Raw genomic sequence first — 14,640 nt, 5'->3', positions numbered from 1 at the left:
CGATATTTTTGTTTTAGATCAATAGGATAGTATTCGGTCTTTGGCGGATTCCGCCGAGTCGGTGCAGTTAAGGCGACAATCGCCCCGAAAATGGGCCGATTCGCGACATTGTTGCTATAGTTGCGGCGTTAATTGGATGCCGGTTCGGCCCCGGTAGTAAATGGAAATCGTCAGGTAAGGTTTAGTTATGGCAATTCTGCGCTGCAACCATTGCGGTTATCTCAGAGAAGTTTCTCAGGAACACGTGGGTAAAACCGTGAAATGCCCGGTGTGCGAACAGGCGGCGGCTATTTACGATAGCGTCGACTTCATCAAAAAATTGATCGATAAATACGGCGGCTTATTGGCGAAATACCGGGAACTGGAATCCGCGCAGAATATGCCGGCCGCCGCCAACGTTCCGAAATATTTGCCTAAAGACGAAGAGTTGGATTTGCATAATACTGCGGTGATGACCAACAGCATGCAGTACAAGCCGGTTATCCAATGGTTCGAACGCAAGAATATCCGGGTAGAAGTCGATCACGACGCACTCGATACCCAGGGCTTTTTCGATGAGGTTGCCGTCGAGCTGGGCGAAAATTTTCCGGTTTTGCAACAGGTGTTGGACAAGATTCGGAAGGCTCAGCGTAATAACTATACTTCGGTGGTTTTGAATTTAAGCAACCATAGCCAAAACGATATTAAAACTATTACCGGGTTTTGCCGAAACCTGTACGAATTTTCGTTTTTCGCCAAATATTTTTATAACAAGAATGAAAAGCGAGCATATTTAACCTTGCAGACCGCTCCGGCCATTGCCGGATTTTTCAACGGCGAATGGCTGGAATGGTACGTATTTATGAAACTGCTTAAACATTGTTACGAAAATAAAGGCCTATTTTCCTGTCTGCGCAGTTTTAATATTCAATTCGCCAATGACGATAAATACGAGGTGGATGTATTTTTTCTGATTAATAGCCGAATTCCGGTTTTCATCGAGTGCAAATCCGGCGAGTTTCGGCCCTTCATCGAGAAGTACGGCAAGATGCGGCGCCGGCTGGAGATCGCGAAGGAAAATTTTTTGTTGCTGGTGTTGGGCGTTAGCGACGAGCAGGTGCAGGGATTGACCAAAATGTACGATATCACTTTCGTCAACGAAACCGGTTTTATCAGGCATATTAACGGCTTGCTTGGCGGATAATATATTCCTCTAAATATTTGTGGTAATTAATTTGTTTTTCGATGTTGCCGTTATTTGTAAAATCCATGGTAGTATGGAGCTGCTTGAACAAGCTGCCGGATTAAAATATGCAGTCACAATTTTGTAGTTTTAATGTGGTAATTGAAAACACCTTAAATACCAATTGATTAGGAATCGTATGAATATTGTTAAAAAAACCTTGGCTTCATTTCTGGTGATCGCCGCGGCGTTGGTTTCCACATCCGCCAATGCCAACAGCGCAGGAGACGCTAAGGTACGTGCCGCTGCCGAAGGCACCGTGGCCAAAGTCGAGGAAGCGGTCAGTTTGTTGGATAAGGGCGCCGACAAAGCCGAAGTGTTGAAAGCGCTGGGCGAAGTACGCCAGTTGCAAAAAGAATTCCGTTACGAACAAACCGAGCGTTTGCGCCAAAAAGCCGGTGACAAACTGAAAGTCGCGCGCGACGAAATCGAAAAAGGCGACGCTAACGGCCCCGCATCGTTGAAAGCCACGCTGGATCTGTATAAAGAAATGTTGAAAGTCTATCTGGCCGCTCACTAATCGGCCTGCCGTTCTGTCGCCGGGTTTAACCGCCCGGCGGCGCTTCTGACGATTCGGCGTCCGCCGTTTCGCCTTACTGCCCCATTCTCAATTCGCCGTTTCGACCAATAGGCGTTCGAAGTCTGCAGCCGGCAGCGGTCTGGCAAACAAATAGCCTTGGCCGTAATCGCAACCGGCGGCTGCCAGCAATTCGCACTGGTTGCCGGTCTCGATGCCCTCCGCGACCACCCTAATCCCCAATTTATGGGCCATGACGATGATGGCCTCGCACAGCGCCATGTCGTCGGAGCCCGCCGCCAGGTTGCGGACGAAGCTTTGGTCGATCTTGATGTAATCGATATCGAATTTCTTCAAATACGACAACGACGAATAACCGGTGCCGAAGTCGTCCAGCGACACCTGGATCCCGGCGTCGCGGAAAGCCAATAATTGCTCGGCGACGCTGCCGCTGGCTTCCAGCAACAAGCCCTCGGTAATTTCGATAACGATACTGTTGCCCGCCAGATTCAGGGCTTGCAATTGGTCGCGCCAGTCGCGGTGGCTGTCGCGCTCGTTGCGGAACTGCACCGGCGATTTATTGATGGTAATTTGAAAGCCGGGGTCGATCGAAGCCTGCCAGACTAGAAGTTGTTTGGCGGCCTGTTGAAAGGTCCAGTTGCCGATTTGGCAGATCAGTCCGGTTTCCTCGGCGATCGGGATGAATTCGGATGGGCTGACGATGCCGCGCTGCGGGTGGCTCCAGCGGATCAGCGCTTCGGCTTTGCGGACTCGGCCGCTGGCCAATTCCACAATAGGTTGGTAACACAAAAAGAACTGGCCGTCGGCCACGGCATGGCGCAAATCGTTGCTCAGGCGCAGCCGGGATTGGGCAGCTTCCTGCATGGCCGGAATGAAAAAACAGTATTGGTTGCGGCCCAGGCGTTTGGCTTCGTACATGGCTTGGTCGGCATGCTTCAGCAGCGATTTCAGGTCGCCGGCGTCGTCCGGAAAAAATGCGATGCCGATGCTGGTCGAAATGTAAGCGACTTCGTTGCCCAGCTCGAAGCATTCGGTCATCCGCTCCAACAGGTCCCGGGCGATGCGCTCCACGTTGCTGGGGTCGCCGACCTCGCCGAGAATGACGGTAAATTCGTCGCCGCCCAGCCGGGCGACCGTATCGGTTTCGCGGACGCTGGCGACGATGCGTTGGGCGGCGATCTGCAGCAAGCGGTCGCCCATATCGTGCCCCAGGGTATCGTTCACTTCCTTGAACAAATCCAGATCGATGAACAACACCGCCAGCCGGCTGAATTCGCGTTTTGCTTTTTTGATGTCGTGGCCGAGCCGGTCGTGAAACATACGCCGGTTCGGCAATTGCGTCAGCGGATCGAAGTTGGCCTGCTGCCAGATCAGGCCTTCGGCCTGCTTCTTTTCGGTGATGTCGGAGAACAAGGCCATGCGCCGGTGGACCTGGCGGTTGGCGTCGAATATGGTATTGACGGTCAAGGCTTTGGCGAAACTCTCGCCGTTTTTGCGTTTATCCCACACTTCGCCGCGCCAATGGCCGTCCTTGCGGATCGCTTGCCACATCGCCTCGCTATGAATGTCCCGGTTCAACAGACCGATGTGTTTGCCGACCACTTCGTCCGCTTCGTAACCGGTAATGGCGGTGAATGCCGGATTGATAGTCAGAATGCGGTCGTCGGCATCGGCCAGCAGCATCGCCTCGCTGCTGTGTTGGTAAATCAATGCGGCTTGTTGCAGGGCTTCCTCGACCCGCTTGCGTTCGCGGATGTCGCGGGCGATCGCCAGGTTGTAGCCGACGTTGCCGTATTCGAAATAATTGGCGACCACTTCGACCGGCAAAATCTCGCCGTTCTTAGTTTGGTGCAGCGTTTCCACGGTTACCGAGCGCCGGCTTTTCAATTCCAGCCAATGCTCGCTCCAAACCGCTTTCGGAAACAACGGGTCGATATCGAATACGCACATCTGCAACAACTCCCGGTGGCTGTAGCCCAAGGTTTTGCAGGATTGGTTGTTGATGTACAGGAAGCGGGCGTCTTCCGCGATCAAATAGGCGCTATCCTGCATTTGGTCCATGCCGAAACTGAGCTGGGCCAAGCGCCGGCGCGAGTTTTTTTGTTCGGTGATGTCGCGGAAACTCCAAACCCGGGCGACGGTCTCGCCGTCGGCGATTTGCGGCTGGTAGTAGCTCTCTATGATGCGGCCGTCTTTGAACTCGAGTTCCTGGTAATGCCGTAGTTTCGACTCGCGGTAAATGGCGTCGACGCGGCGCAGAAATTCGTCGGCTTGTTTCAGTTGGCCGAAAATGTAACGCAGCGATTCCGCAGAGTCGCCAACGTTCAAGCTGGTGTCGGCTATTCCCCAAATCCGTTTGAATTGCGGATTGAACGCCGCGACTCGCCCGGCGGCGTCGATAACCAGGATGGCGTCGGCCGTAGAGTCGAGTGCGGCCTGCAGGATGGCTAGCGACTGGCGCAGTTGGCTTGGGTTCTGCTCTGAATGAAGCATGGCGGCGAAAGGGGTAGGGCGCAGGCTTCGGCTTAGGCCTTTAACGCGAACGAATCGCTTAAGCCTAGCCGATTTGGCGGATTTGGCGAGGATATGCGCGGTTTGTTAAAACGGCTTTAGCCTGCGGCGTAGTAGTGCATGGCTCCCAACAGCGGCGTGCGCGGGTTCAGCGCCAGCTTGACCGATACTTTGGATAACATGGCGTGAAACCGGCCCTTGGCGACGAAGGCCTGCAGAAACTCGCCGGATTCCAGCACCGGGCGGATTTTCGGGCCGATGCCGCCGCCAATGAAGATGCCGCCGGTGGCGAAGGCTTTCAGCGCCAGATTGCCGGTCTCGGCGCCGTACAATTCGGCGAATAGGCGCACGGTTTCCCGGCAAGCCGGGTCTTCGCCGTCCACGCCCAGCCGCGAAATCAAGGCATTACGGTCTACGCCGGCCGCGTCGGCCGGGGCCGGAACCGCCGGGCAGGGCGGGGCAAAGCGGCTATCGACCAAAAAGTCGTAGATATTGCTGAAACCGAGACCGGACAATACCCGTTCCCAACTGACGTGGGCCGGATATTTTTGCCGCAAGTAGGCCAGCAAGCGGTCTTGCTGCGGGTTCTGCGGCGCGAAATCGCAATGGCCGCCTTCGGTGGCTATCGGGTGGAACGCGTTGCCGTCCCAATGCAAAATCGCTTCGCCGAGTCCGGTGCCGGCGGCGATCACGGCCACGTTGCCGATTTGGGTTTCGGCGCCGGGATTCAGCTCGATAAAATCCTGCGCCGGTAAATGCAGCATGCCGATGGCCATCGCTTCCAGATCGTTCAGTAACTTGACCCGCTCAGTACCCAGGCGCCGTTTCAATTCGGCGCCGTCCAGCAGCCAGGGCAGGTTAGTGGTTTGGCAGCGCTGGTTCAACACCGGGCCGGCGATGCCGAAACAGGCGGCGGCGACGGCAGGCGTGCCGTTCAGAAACAGAGCCAGAATCTCGTCGAAGTCGGCGAATTCGCCGCTGGCGAAGGTTTGTTCGCGCCGGCAATTCAACGAGCCGTCGCCCAGGATTTCGATTAAGGCCAGAACCGTTTTGGTTCCGCCGATGTCGCCGGCTAGAATCATAATGTCCTCACTCAGTTGGGTTGGCGTTGTTGAGCAGGTGGATCAAGGCGTCGAGTATCGCATTGGCAACCGCGTGCGGCGGCAATTGGTAGAAAGCCTGCCAAGCCAGCGAGACGCATTCTTCGTAGTGGTCGCGGTATTGCGGATGCCGTTGTAGCCAACTGATCCGCACCGCGTGGCCGATCAGAATGTCGGTGACCAGCGTATCGTCGATATACAAATCCGGATTTTCCTTGACGATGGAGGCCAGCGCGCGCAGTGCCTCCACGCTCAATTGCCGATACACCGGCGCCTGAATTTTGTTCAAAATATGGTTGATGTGCAGGCGGAAGGTCTGCTCGCCGGCCGTCATTTGCGCCAGCATCATTTCGCTGTCGATACGGCGTTTGCTGTTGTATTTCTCACCGACCATCAAGCCCTTGCAGTGGTGCAGTAAGCTCCACAAACCGCTGAAAAACGCTTCGTTCTCGCGGCCGACGCTGCCTTGCTGCTCGCGCCAGGCATACCAATCCTCGGCGTCGGCGCGGTCTTTCGGGTCCATCGTTTCCGGGAAGCGGGCGGCGGCCAAATCGCGCTGCGGGCCTTCGTAATTCAGGGTTTCTACTTGGCCGAGCTGGTTTTCGCTGTTGTTGTAGTCTTCCAGCGTTTCCTGTGCCAGCGTCGCCACTTGGTGCGGCGGCAGCGACAGTATGTCGTTGAAAGCCTGGTCCAGCGAAGAACTGTGCACGCGTTTGTAGCGGGCGATGATCAATTGCAGGATATGGCCGACGCGAATGGTGTGGGTGTCGGCGAACAGCGTGGGTTTCAGTTTGATCAGCATGCCCAGGTAGATGATCAACTCCTGGATGATGATTTGCTGGCTGCTGTCGCCGGGGTTGAAGGTGCGGATCGTTTCCAGAATTTGCCAGGAATCGGTCGGCCGGCGCAATGTGGCTTTGCCGCTGTATGCACGGCCCACCGTCAGGCCATGTTGGCGGACCAGCATTTCGGTGGCGGCCTGCTCCAGATTGATATCGTATTTTCCCAATAAGCCGGCGCAGCGGCGTACCGCATACCAGGCGTGGCAATCTCCGGCGCGGGCGTAGACTTCCTCCAGCAGGTCGCGCACCAGGCAGGGTGTGCCTTCGCTGTTGCGCAGGCCGGTATCGAACTCCAGCCCGTGGCGCTGACACAACAGGCTTAGCGCTTCCAACTGGGCGTACAGGTTGGGGTTGGTCTGCAATAAATCGATCAACTGGTCGTCGCCGCCGATTTCCCATTCGGTCACCAACAGGTTGTCGATGGCTTGCGCACTGGTATCGCCGTCGGGCAAAACCTGGGCGAAAGGGCGTTCGCTTTCTTCCCAACTGGCTTCGGAGAATTTGAAATCGTGCAGGTGGCCGATACGTTCGCGGGCGGCCGATGCGACCAGTTCGGTCAGCAAGCCCAGCGAGGCGCGGACGCCTTCCAGTTTGCCCCGACGCAATTGCTCGATGAAATCCAACAGCACCTCGCGGTCGGCGCTGTGCAGCATATTGTGGCGGACATTGATGGCCAGCAACGGCGGCGCCGCGCTGTCGCAATGGTTGCTGAGGTAGGTCAGCTCCATGCGTAGGCGTTGGATCAGCAGTTGGTTGTCCATTGCCAGATAGAACCCCTTCTGGCTCATGAATTGCGGCAGGAACAGCAGCGGTTCGCCGGCCAACAAATACAGTTTGGAGGTCGACAGCGCGCGCAATTGCCGCAACGGCCGGCCGGTCAGACCGATGCGGTCGTTACGGCCGACCTGGTGGTAAGCGGCCGCCAATTCGCTGGCGTCGCGGACCTGAATCGGCGCGATTTCGGTCAAGGTCTGCGCCGGAATGCCCAAGCCGCGCAATTCGTCGCGAACCTCGTCGTCTTCGGCTAACAAAGCGATTTGCACGGTGGCGGCGGCGTGGAGCCGGTTTGCCTTGTAACGGCCCAATGGGTCGATATCGTCCAGGCCGATCAAGCCGTCCTGTAGCAGTCCGCCGAGGATGTACAGACTTTGCGCCCAAACCAGCGGTACGTTTTCGTTGGCGACCCGGGCTTGGCTGTGCGGGTGGCGTTTTTCGGCGGCGATGGCATGTTCCGGCACAATATACAGTTCCGGCAACAGCCATTGGCCGTTGTGTTCCACCAACAAGTCCTCCAGTTTACGCCGGTAGTCGCCGACGCCTTCGCTGTCGCCGGCAAACAACTTGTTCAGTAACAGGTAGCAGAAGAACAGCGGCCATTCGCATTCGATATCCATGAATTGCTTCAATTCGCTGGGCTCGTAATGCAGGCGTTGGTGGTCTTCGATCGCGGTTTGGTGGCCGTCGAGCAGGAAGCGTTTGCAGCCGTAACGGCCTTGCAGTTTCTCGACGATCAGCCGCTCGGTGCGGGCGCGTAGTTCCGGGTTGTCGACGGCGAAGGCCGGAAAACCGGTCACGCTCAATACGGCCGAATCGACTTCCTTGGAAATCGATTCCCGCGGCAGTAGCGATTCCAGCGTGATTCGGCTGCGGGCGATGTCGTCGCTGATGACGTGGATCACGGCGGTCTGGCCGCCGTCCTTGCCGAACAGATTGAAGCCGGACATGGCCTCCAATGCGGCTTTGGCCATGCCGATCGAGCTGGCGTTGAGTTCGGCGATGCCGAGGTTCATCTTGTTGCCGCGCTCCCAAATGCCGTAATCCGGGGTACGGTAGGCGCGGCTGATGTAGTGCACCAGATTCTGCACGAAGTTGACTTCGTCTATCGTAAACACGATGCGTAAGCCGGATGCCGTCATTTGCGCCAGCATCAACAAAAACAGCGAGGTGGCGTCCAGTTGCAGATGGCCCCATTCGCTGTCGCCGACCACGACTTCTCCGGTGTGGGTGTTGTACTTGGCGTGCAAGGCATCGAGCGGGTCTTGGCTGTGCTTGAATTTTTCGACTTTGTCAGCCTGGCGCATCATCGCAATCAGCAAGCCGCGCATCAACTTGACCACGCTCTGTTCCAGCAGGTAAGCGCGTTCCTGCTGGTCTGCCGTTTTGCGGTAGGCCAAAGCCAAACCCCAGGCCGCCAGAATGCTGTAAACGTTATCGCGGACCCAGGCGTCGGTGTAATTGCCGTGGGTGGTGACCGCGGTGCTGGCCGGCAGCAGGCCGCTGATCCAGTCCTGCCGCTGCAGAATGATGTCGTGGACTTGGCAGTAGTAGCTGTCGAGCGTTTCGGATGTACTGGTAGACGTCATGTCGTTATCCCAGGTGAAGTTAAAACGGCGGGATGCCGCTCAGGCTTTGGGTAGGGTGACTCCGGTCTGGCCCTGGTATTTGCCGCCCCTGTCTTTATACGAGGTTGCGCAGACTTCGTCGCCGCCGAAAAACAACATTTGCGCGACGCCTTCGTTGGCGTAGATTTTGGCCGGCAGCGGTGTGGTGTTCGAGAACTCTAATGTTACGTGGCCTTCCCATTCCGGCTCCAGCGGCGTAACGTTAACGATAATGCCGCAGCGGGCGTAAGTCGATTTGCCCAGGCACACCACCAACACGTCGCGCGGAATCCGGAAATATTCGACGGTGCGCGCCAGCGCGAACGAATTGGGCGGAATGATGCAGACATCGGATTTGACGTCGACGAAGCTGGCTTCGTCGAAATCTTTCGGATCGACGATCGTAGAATTGATGTTGGTGAAGATTTTGAATTCGTTGGAGCAGCGGACGTCGTAGCCGTAGCTGGAGGTGCCGTAGGAAATAATGCGGCCCTGGGAGGATTCGCGGATCTGGCCGGCCTGAAACGGCTCGATCATGCCGTGTTGCTCGGACATGCGGCGAATCCATTGGTCTGATTTGATGCTCATGTGGCTGGTTTATCGGTAAACGGAAACAAAGCTGCAACATAACATAATGAAGCCGAAAAATCGCTAATTGCCTGGCCCGACGCTGTTTGCCGATGGCGTTGGTAGCGACCATTAAAGAATTAGAAAAAACTGATTTACAAATTAGACGACCGGTCGCATAATCTGAGCATGACGATGTTGAAGCCTAAACAAATCAAGCGGGAAAAATTGCTCGACCGGGGCGTCAGCTTATTATTGGAAAAGGGCTACCACGCCACCGGCTTGAAAGAAATTCTGGAGGCGGTGCAAATCCCAAAGGGTTCGTTTTATGCCTATTTCGGCAGCAAGGAAGAATTCGCCGCCGAGGCCGTCAAGCATTACATCGAGCCGTTTATCCAGCGATTGTCCGGCCATTTGCAAAACCCCGAGTTGGACGGCCTAGGGGCGTTGCAGGCGTATTACGCCGAACTGATAGACGAAGTCGCGCAAACCGGTTTCAAGGGCGGCTGCCTGCTGGGCAATCTGATGGGCGAGATTGGCGATACCAGCCCGCTGTGCCGCGACGCCCTGCTCGAAGCGGTCGGCCGCTACGCCGATTTGCAGAAAACTGCTTTGGAGCGTGGTCAGAAAGACGGCAGGGTACGCACCGACAAGACCGCGAAAAGCATGGCGGATTTGATGCTGAACGGCTGGCAGGGGGCGTTATTGAGGATGAAGGTCGAGCAATCGGTCGAGCCGTTGCAGGAGGTTTGTCGGGAGTTGTTGGATGATTATTTTACTGCTTAAAGAATATTAGGTCTCTTGATGTCCGCATTGTCAGCTTCGGTGATCATTGAGTTTTGCAAATTATGTGGATGGGCTTACGAAACATGGCTCAATCACCGCGAGTTGTTCGACGACAACCCGCGAGGTCCAGAACTTTTTAAATCATGGGCGGGCGACGAGTTACTCAGATTAAGCATTATCAGTCAGGAATATTCTCTATTACAGGTGGTCAAGCTGCATGATCGCGCTGTTGTGAGCGGTAAAATTACGCTTAGTCTCGAATACATCATGGTCTATGGTGGTTGGAAACCGGATGTTTTGGAAAAACTTAAGCGACTTGAAGAAAAGTTGAATACATTTGCCCTGCAACTTCGCGATGTACGCAACCAAGTGCTGTCTCATAATGACCTCGCTTCAATAGTTGCAGGCGCGACTTTAGGAAAGTTTGCCAAAGGAGAAGATGAAATATATTTTCAATATTTACAAGAGTTTGTGAATATCGTTCATAACGAGGCTATTGGCGGTCCGTGGCCATTCGATGATCTGGTAAAGAATGATGTAGAGGCTTTTCTTGCTACGATTAAGCCACCAATATTTGACAAGGAACAATAATTGGCCCTCTGTCAAATTCGAGGGTCGTAGGATGTGCTGAACAAAGTGAGCACGTCGCTCCCGATAGATGCTTCTGCTAACGTTGGCATATCTACATGTATCAGAATATGCGCTGCCCGCCTGGCAGCATTTTTTAACGCCGGCAAATTAGACGACCGGTCATTTATTAGGAGATCATCATGCCCAAATATCTTATCGAACGTGACATTCCCGGTGCTGGCAAACTGACGCCCGCCGAGCTGCAAGGCATTTCCCAAAAATCCTGCGGCGTGCTGCGCGAAATGGGGCCGCGCATTCAATGGCTGCACAGCTACGTAACCGGCGACAAGGTGTATTGCATCTACATCGCCGACAACGAACAAGCGATTCGGGAACACGCCGAACAAGGCGGGTTTCCGGCCAACCGGATCGAGGAAATCAAGACCATGATCGATCCGACTACGGCCGATTGAGCGATATTAGATTGCCTCGCGCCTATTTGCCAGGTCAAACAGTAGGCCGGAATCAGCCGCCAGGCGTTTCCGGCAAGCTATTCGACGCAGCCACTTTAAATTTCTGCCGGAAACGCTAACGCTTATTCCGGCCTACACCACCAATACACCTTCTCGGGGGAGAGAGCTTTATGAACTTTAAACTCAGCACTTTTACCGCCGCGCTGTTGCTCGGCAGCGCCAGCTTGTCCGCCAGCGCCGACGAAACCTGCGCCTCGCCGTACATGGCGAAAATTACCGGCCAGGAGGATTTCGTTTACATCTGGACTTTGGGCGCGGAAGGCGTCGGCGACGAGCAGGACAAGCTGGTCACCGTCGATGTGAATCCAAAGTCCAAACAATACGGCAAAGTGGTTGCCAGCCTGTCGGTCGGCGGCCGCAACGAAGCGCATCATTCCGACTTTACCGACGACCGCCGCTTTCTGTGGGCCGGCGGTTTGGATACCAACAAGATCTTCATCTTCGACGTGGCGACCGATCCGGCCAAACCCAAACTGACCAAAACCATCACCGATTTCGTCGCCAAGAGCGGCGGCGTGGTCGGCCCACACAGCTTGTATGCCTTGCCGGGGCGGATGGTCATCACCGGCCTGTCGAATAACAAAGACCACGGTGGCCGCACTGCAATTGTGGAGTACAGCAATGCCGGCGACTACATCGCCACCTATTGGTTGCCGACCGACGACAATCTGCAAGGTGCAATCAAATCCGGTAAATACGCCGATGGTTATAACTACGACGTGCGGGCCTTGCCGCGCAAAAACCTGATGCTGACTTCGTCGTTCACCGGCTGGTCGAATTACATGATGGATTTCGGCAAGATGTTGAACGATCAGGAGGCGATGAAACGCTTCGGCAATACCGTCGTGCAATGGGATTTACACAGCCGTCAGCCGAAAAAAGTGTTCGACGTGCCGGGCGCGCCGTTGGAAATCCGTTGCGCTTGGGACGAAGCCCATAACTATTGCTTCACCAGCACCGCGCTGACCTCGAAAATCTGGCTGATTTACCAGGACGACAAAGGCGAATGGCAAGCTAAGGATGTGGCGGATATCGGCGAACCGGCCAAAATCCCGCTGCCGGTGGATATCTCCATTTCCAGCGACGATAAGACCTTGTGGGTCAACACCTTCATGGATGGCAAGACCCGCCGTTTCGACATCAGCGACCCATTCCATCCCAAACAAGTGTTCGAGCAAAAAATCGGCGCCCAGGTCAACATGGTGTCGTCGAGCTGGGACGGCAAACGCTTGTATTACACCTCGTCGCTACTGGCGAATTGGGATAAGAAAGGCGCCGACAACGAGCAATATTTCAAGGCTTATAGCTGGGACGGCGACAAGTTGACCGAGCAATTCTCGATCGACTTTAACAAAGAGAAGCTGGGCAGGGCGCACCAGATGCGTTTCGGCGCTTACGCTTTGTACGGTAAAACGCCGAAATAAGGGGTTGGCCCACTGACCGCTCCCGGATTATGCGAGGGGTAAGTGGGAATGGCGGTTTTGCTGCGGCTCCCCTGTTTAACGGGGGAGCCGCAACGCTTAGCTTTTCAGCTTGGCAATCAACATTTTGTTGACTTCAGCCGGATTAGCCTTGCCCTGGGTTTCCTTCATGATCTGGCCGACCAAAGCCATTAGCGCCTTGTCCTTGCCGGCCAGATATTGCTCGACCGGCACCGGATTGGCGGCAATGACTTTGTCGACAATCGCTTCGATGGCACCGGTGTCGGTGATTTGCTTCAAGCCTTCTTTTTCGATGATCTCATCGGCCGATTCGCTGCCGTTCCACAATTTGTCGAACACTTGTTTGGCGGTCTTGCCGGATATGGTGTTGTCGGCGATACGTTTCAGCAGGCCCGCCAAACGCTCGGCGCTGACCGGGCAAGCGCCGATTTCCAGGCCGGCTTTGTTCAACGCGCCCAGCACATCGCCGGTCAACCAGTTGGCTGCCAATTTGGCTTCGCCTGATTCGGCGGCGACTTTTTCGTAAAAGTCCGCCAATTCACGCGATGAGGTCAGGGTCGCGGCGCTTTCGCCGTCCATACCGTATTGCGCGATGAATCGGCTTTTCTTGGCGCCGGGCAGTTCCGGCAGCGTGGCGCGGATTTCGGTTTTCAGGTTTTCTTCGATCACCACCGGCAACAGGTCCGGATCGGGGAAATAGCGGTAGTCGTTGGCTTCTTCCTTGCTGCGCATCGAGCGGGTTTCGTCCTTGTTGGCGTCGTATAAACGGGTTTCCTGCACGACTTTGCCGCCGCCTTCGATGACGTCGATTTGGCGTTCGATTTCGTGATTGATGGCTTTTTCGACGAACTTGAAGGAGTTGATGTTCTTGATTTCGGCGCGGGTGCCGAACTCTTTTTGACCTTTTGGGCGCACCGAGACGTTGGCATCGCAGCGGAACGAACCTTCCTGCATGTTGCCGTCGCAAATTTCCAGATAGCGCACCAGTTCGTGCAGTTTGCGCATGTAAGCCACGGCTTCCTTCGCCGAACGCATGTCGGGCTCGGAGACGATTTCCAGCAACGGCGTACCGGCGCGGTTGAGGTCTATGCCGGTCAGGCCGTGGAAATCCTCGTGCAGCGATTTGCCGGCGTCTTCTTCCAGGTGAGCGCGAGTTATGCCGATGCGTTTTTCGACGCCGTCGACTTCGATGTCCAGGTGGCCGTTGCCGACGATGGGCAACTCGAACTGACTGATCTGGTAGCCTTTGGGCAAGTCGGGGTAGAAGTAATTCTTACGGGCGAACACCGAGTGCGGGGCGATTTCGGCGTCGATGGCTAAGCCGAAAGTCACGGCCTTGCGCACGGCGTCTTCGTTGAGTACCGGCAATACGCCGGGCAGTCCCAAATCGACCGCGCAGGCTTGGGTGTTGGGTTCGGCGCCGTAGGCGGTCGCCGCGCCGGAAAAGATTTTCGATTTGGTCGAGAGTTGGGTGTGGATTTCCAGGCCGATGACGGCCTCCCATTGTGAGCTCATGTTGCGTTCCTTTAAAAACTATTCGGCAAAAACGTCGTTCAAATCGATTTGCAGGTCGGGGAATAAGTGCGGGGCGGCGGTTTCGTTGCCGGGATACAAAGCGCGCAGCTGGTATTTGCCGCCATCGTCGAGCACAAATTGCTGCACGATTTGTTCGTAAGGGAATACCAACCAATATTCACCGACGCCACATTCTTGATACAGTTCGTACTTCAGGCGCACTTCCTTGCGGCTGTTGCTCGGCGACAAAATCTCGATAATCCAGTCCGGCGCGCCGTCGCAACCTTGTTCTGTTAACTTCTCCTTGTCGCAGATAACGCATAAATCCGGCTGCACGACGCTGAAAACTTCACGATCCTGAAGCAAGGATTTTCGGCGGTCATAGAGTTTGACGTCGAAGGGTGCTACAAACACTTGGCAACTTTTGCGTTTGAAATGGTTTCCTAAATGAAGAAATAGATTGCCGGAGACACTCTGATGTTTGCGGTTTGGTGCCGGCGACATCGCCATGATTTTACCCCGGATCAGCTCGACCGATTCCTCGAGCTGCCAGGTCAGATAATCGGCGTAGCTATAAGTGCCTTCGGGGTCCAGTTGCGACAATTGCGTGATCGGCGCCATGTTGCCTCCCGT

At 55.4% G+C, this 14,640-nt stretch carries 12 protein-coding genes; 6 read left to right on the top strand and 6 right to left on the bottom strand.

Annotated features, from left to right (window positions below; translation table 11 throughout):
- Positions 1–187 precede the first annotated feature (187 nt).
- The gene (locus tag MKFW12EY_RS18760; RefSeq protein WP_054761094.1) at positions 188–1,183 is read left to right on the top strand and encodes a hypothetical protein; all 996 of its coding nucleotides are present in this window, start codon (positions 188–190) and stop codon (positions 1,181–1,183) included.
- Positions 1,184–1,361: 178 nt separating this feature from the next.
- Positions 1,362–1,742 carry a porin family protein gene (locus tag MKFW12EY_RS18755; protein WP_054761091.1) on the top strand — a complete coding sequence of 127 codons (381 nt, stop codon included), beginning with the start codon at positions 1,362–1,364 and terminating at the stop codon, positions 1,740–1,742.
- 87 nt (positions 1,743–1,829) lie between these two features.
- Here MKFW12EY_RS18755 and MKFW12EY_RS18750 read toward each other — a convergent pair whose 3' ends face one another.
- The 4 genes from MKFW12EY_RS18750 to dcd all read right to left on the bottom strand — a co-directional run bounded on the left by MKFW12EY_RS18750 (position 1,830) and on the right by dcd (position 9,182).
- Positions 1,830–4,253, bottom strand: coding sequence for a sensor domain-containing protein (locus tag MKFW12EY_RS18750; RefSeq protein ID WP_221053549.1), 2,424 nt, complete (start codon positions 4,251–4,253; stop codon positions 1,830–1,832).
- A 116-nt stretch (positions 4,254–4,369) separates the two neighbouring features.
- On the bottom strand, positions 4,370–5,353 hold the full coding sequence (gene glk, locus MKFW12EY_RS18745; protein WP_054761083.1) for a glucokinase: 984 nt from the start codon (positions 5,351–5,353) through the stop codon (positions 4,370–4,372).
- 7 nt (positions 5,354–5,360) lie between these two features.
- A complete protein-coding gene (locus tag MKFW12EY_RS18740; protein WP_221053548.1) occupies positions 5,361–8,576 on the bottom strand; it encodes a phosphorylase b kinase regulatory subunit alpha/beta in 3,216 nt (1,071 codons plus the stop codon).
- Positions 8,577–8,615: 39 nt separating this feature from the next.
- Complete coding sequence (dcd, locus tag MKFW12EY_RS18735) at positions 8,616–9,182, bottom strand: dCTP deaminase (protein ID WP_054761080.1); 567 nt, start codon at positions 9,180–9,182, stop codon at positions 8,616–8,618.
- Positions 9,183–9,350: 168 nt separating this feature from the next.
- Between dcd and MKFW12EY_RS18730 the strand changes: the two genes are divergently transcribed.
- The 4 genes from MKFW12EY_RS18730 to mtoX all read left to right on the top strand — a co-directional run bounded on the left by MKFW12EY_RS18730 (position 9,351) and on the right by mtoX (position 12,474).
- Entirely contained in the window at positions 9,351–9,947 is a 597-nt protein-coding gene (locus MKFW12EY_RS18730) for a TetR/AcrR family transcriptional regulator (RefSeq protein WP_221053547.1), read from the top strand.
- An 18-nt stretch (positions 9,948–9,965) separates the two neighbouring features.
- Positions 9,966–10,538 carry an AbiU2 domain-containing protein gene (locus MKFW12EY_RS18725; RefSeq protein WP_157199327.1) on the top strand — a complete coding sequence of 191 codons (573 nt, stop codon included), beginning with the start codon at positions 9,966–9,968 and terminating at the stop codon, positions 10,536–10,538.
- Between the two features lie 179 nt (positions 10,539–10,717).
- Entirely contained in the window at positions 10,718–10,990 is a 273-nt protein-coding gene (locus MKFW12EY_RS18720) for a DUF4242 domain-containing protein (protein WP_054761076.1), read from the top strand.
- A gap of 170 nt (positions 10,991–11,160) precedes the next feature.
- A complete protein-coding gene (gene mtoX, locus MKFW12EY_RS18715) occupies positions 11,161–12,474 on the top strand; it encodes a methanethiol oxidase (RefSeq protein WP_054761074.1) in 1,314 nt (437 codons plus the stop codon).
- Positions 12,475–12,570: 96 nt separating this feature from the next.
- Here the strand turns inward: mtoX and gatB are convergent, their stop codons facing one another.
- Together gatB and MKFW12EY_RS18705 are read right to left on the bottom strand one after the other, a co-directional pair.
- Positions 12,571–14,007: an Asp-tRNA(Asn)/Glu-tRNA(Gln) amidotransferase subunit GatB gene (gatB, locus tag MKFW12EY_RS18710; protein ID WP_054761072.1), complete on the bottom strand. Its 1,437-nt coding sequence runs from the start codon at positions 14,005–14,007 to the stop codon at positions 12,571–12,573.
- Positions 14,008–14,025: 18 nt separating this feature from the next.
- A complete protein-coding gene (locus MKFW12EY_RS18705) occupies positions 14,026–14,628 on the bottom strand; it encodes a Uma2 family endonuclease (RefSeq protein ID WP_221053546.1) in 603 nt (200 codons plus the stop codon).
- Between the last annotated feature and the right edge of the window lie 12 nt (positions 14,629–14,640).

Origin of the sequence: Methylomonas koyamae, assembly GCF_019669905.1 — a bacterium.
Lineage (GTDB): Bacteria > Pseudomonadota > Gammaproteobacteria > Methylococcales > Methylomonadaceae > Methylomonas > Methylomonas koyamae.
The sequence above is the reverse complement of the archived record's forward strand: the minus strand, read 5'-3'. Positions and strand labels throughout refer to the sequence as shown.

Coding starts and splice junctions, on each gene's coding strand:
- MKFW12EY_RS18760 (WP_054761094.1), top strand. CDS start 188: ATGGCAATTCTGCGCTGCAACCATTGCGGTTATCTCAGAGAAGTTTCT.
- MKFW12EY_RS18755 (WP_054761091.1), top strand. CDS start 1,362: ATGAATATTGTTAAAAAAACCTTGGCTTCATTTCTGGTGATCGCCGCG.
- MKFW12EY_RS18750 (WP_221053549.1), bottom strand. CDS start 4,253: ATGCTTCATTCAGAGCAGAACCCAAGCCAACTGCGCCAGTCGCTAGCC.
- glk (WP_054761083.1), bottom strand. CDS start 5,353: ATGATTCTAGCCGGCGACATCGGCGGAACCAAAACGGTTCTGGCCTTA.
- MKFW12EY_RS18740 (WP_221053548.1), bottom strand. CDS start 8,576: ATGACGTCTACCAGTACATCCGAAACGCTCGACAGCTACTACTGCCAA.
- dcd (WP_054761080.1), bottom strand. CDS start 9,182: ATGAGCATCAAATCAGACCAATGGATTCGCCGCATGTCCGAGCAACAC.
- MKFW12EY_RS18730 (WP_221053547.1), top strand. CDS start 9,351: ATGACGATGTTGAAGCCTAAACAAATCAAGCGGGAAAAATTGCTCGAC.
- MKFW12EY_RS18725 (WP_157199327.1), top strand. CDS start 9,966: ATGTCCGCATTGTCAGCTTCGGTGATCATTGAGTTTTGCAAATTATGT.
- MKFW12EY_RS18720 (WP_054761076.1), top strand. CDS start 10,718: ATGCCCAAATATCTTATCGAACGTGACATTCCCGGTGCTGGCAAACTG.
- mtoX (WP_054761074.1), top strand. CDS start 11,161: ATGAACTTTAAACTCAGCACTTTTACCGCCGCGCTGTTGCTCGGCAGC.
- gatB (WP_054761072.1), bottom strand. CDS start 14,007: ATGAGCTCACAATGGGAGGCCGTCATCGGCCTGGAAATCCACACCCAA.
- MKFW12EY_RS18705 (WP_221053546.1), bottom strand. CDS start 14,628: ATGGCGCCGATCACGCAATTGTCGCAACTGGACCCCGAAGGCACTTAT.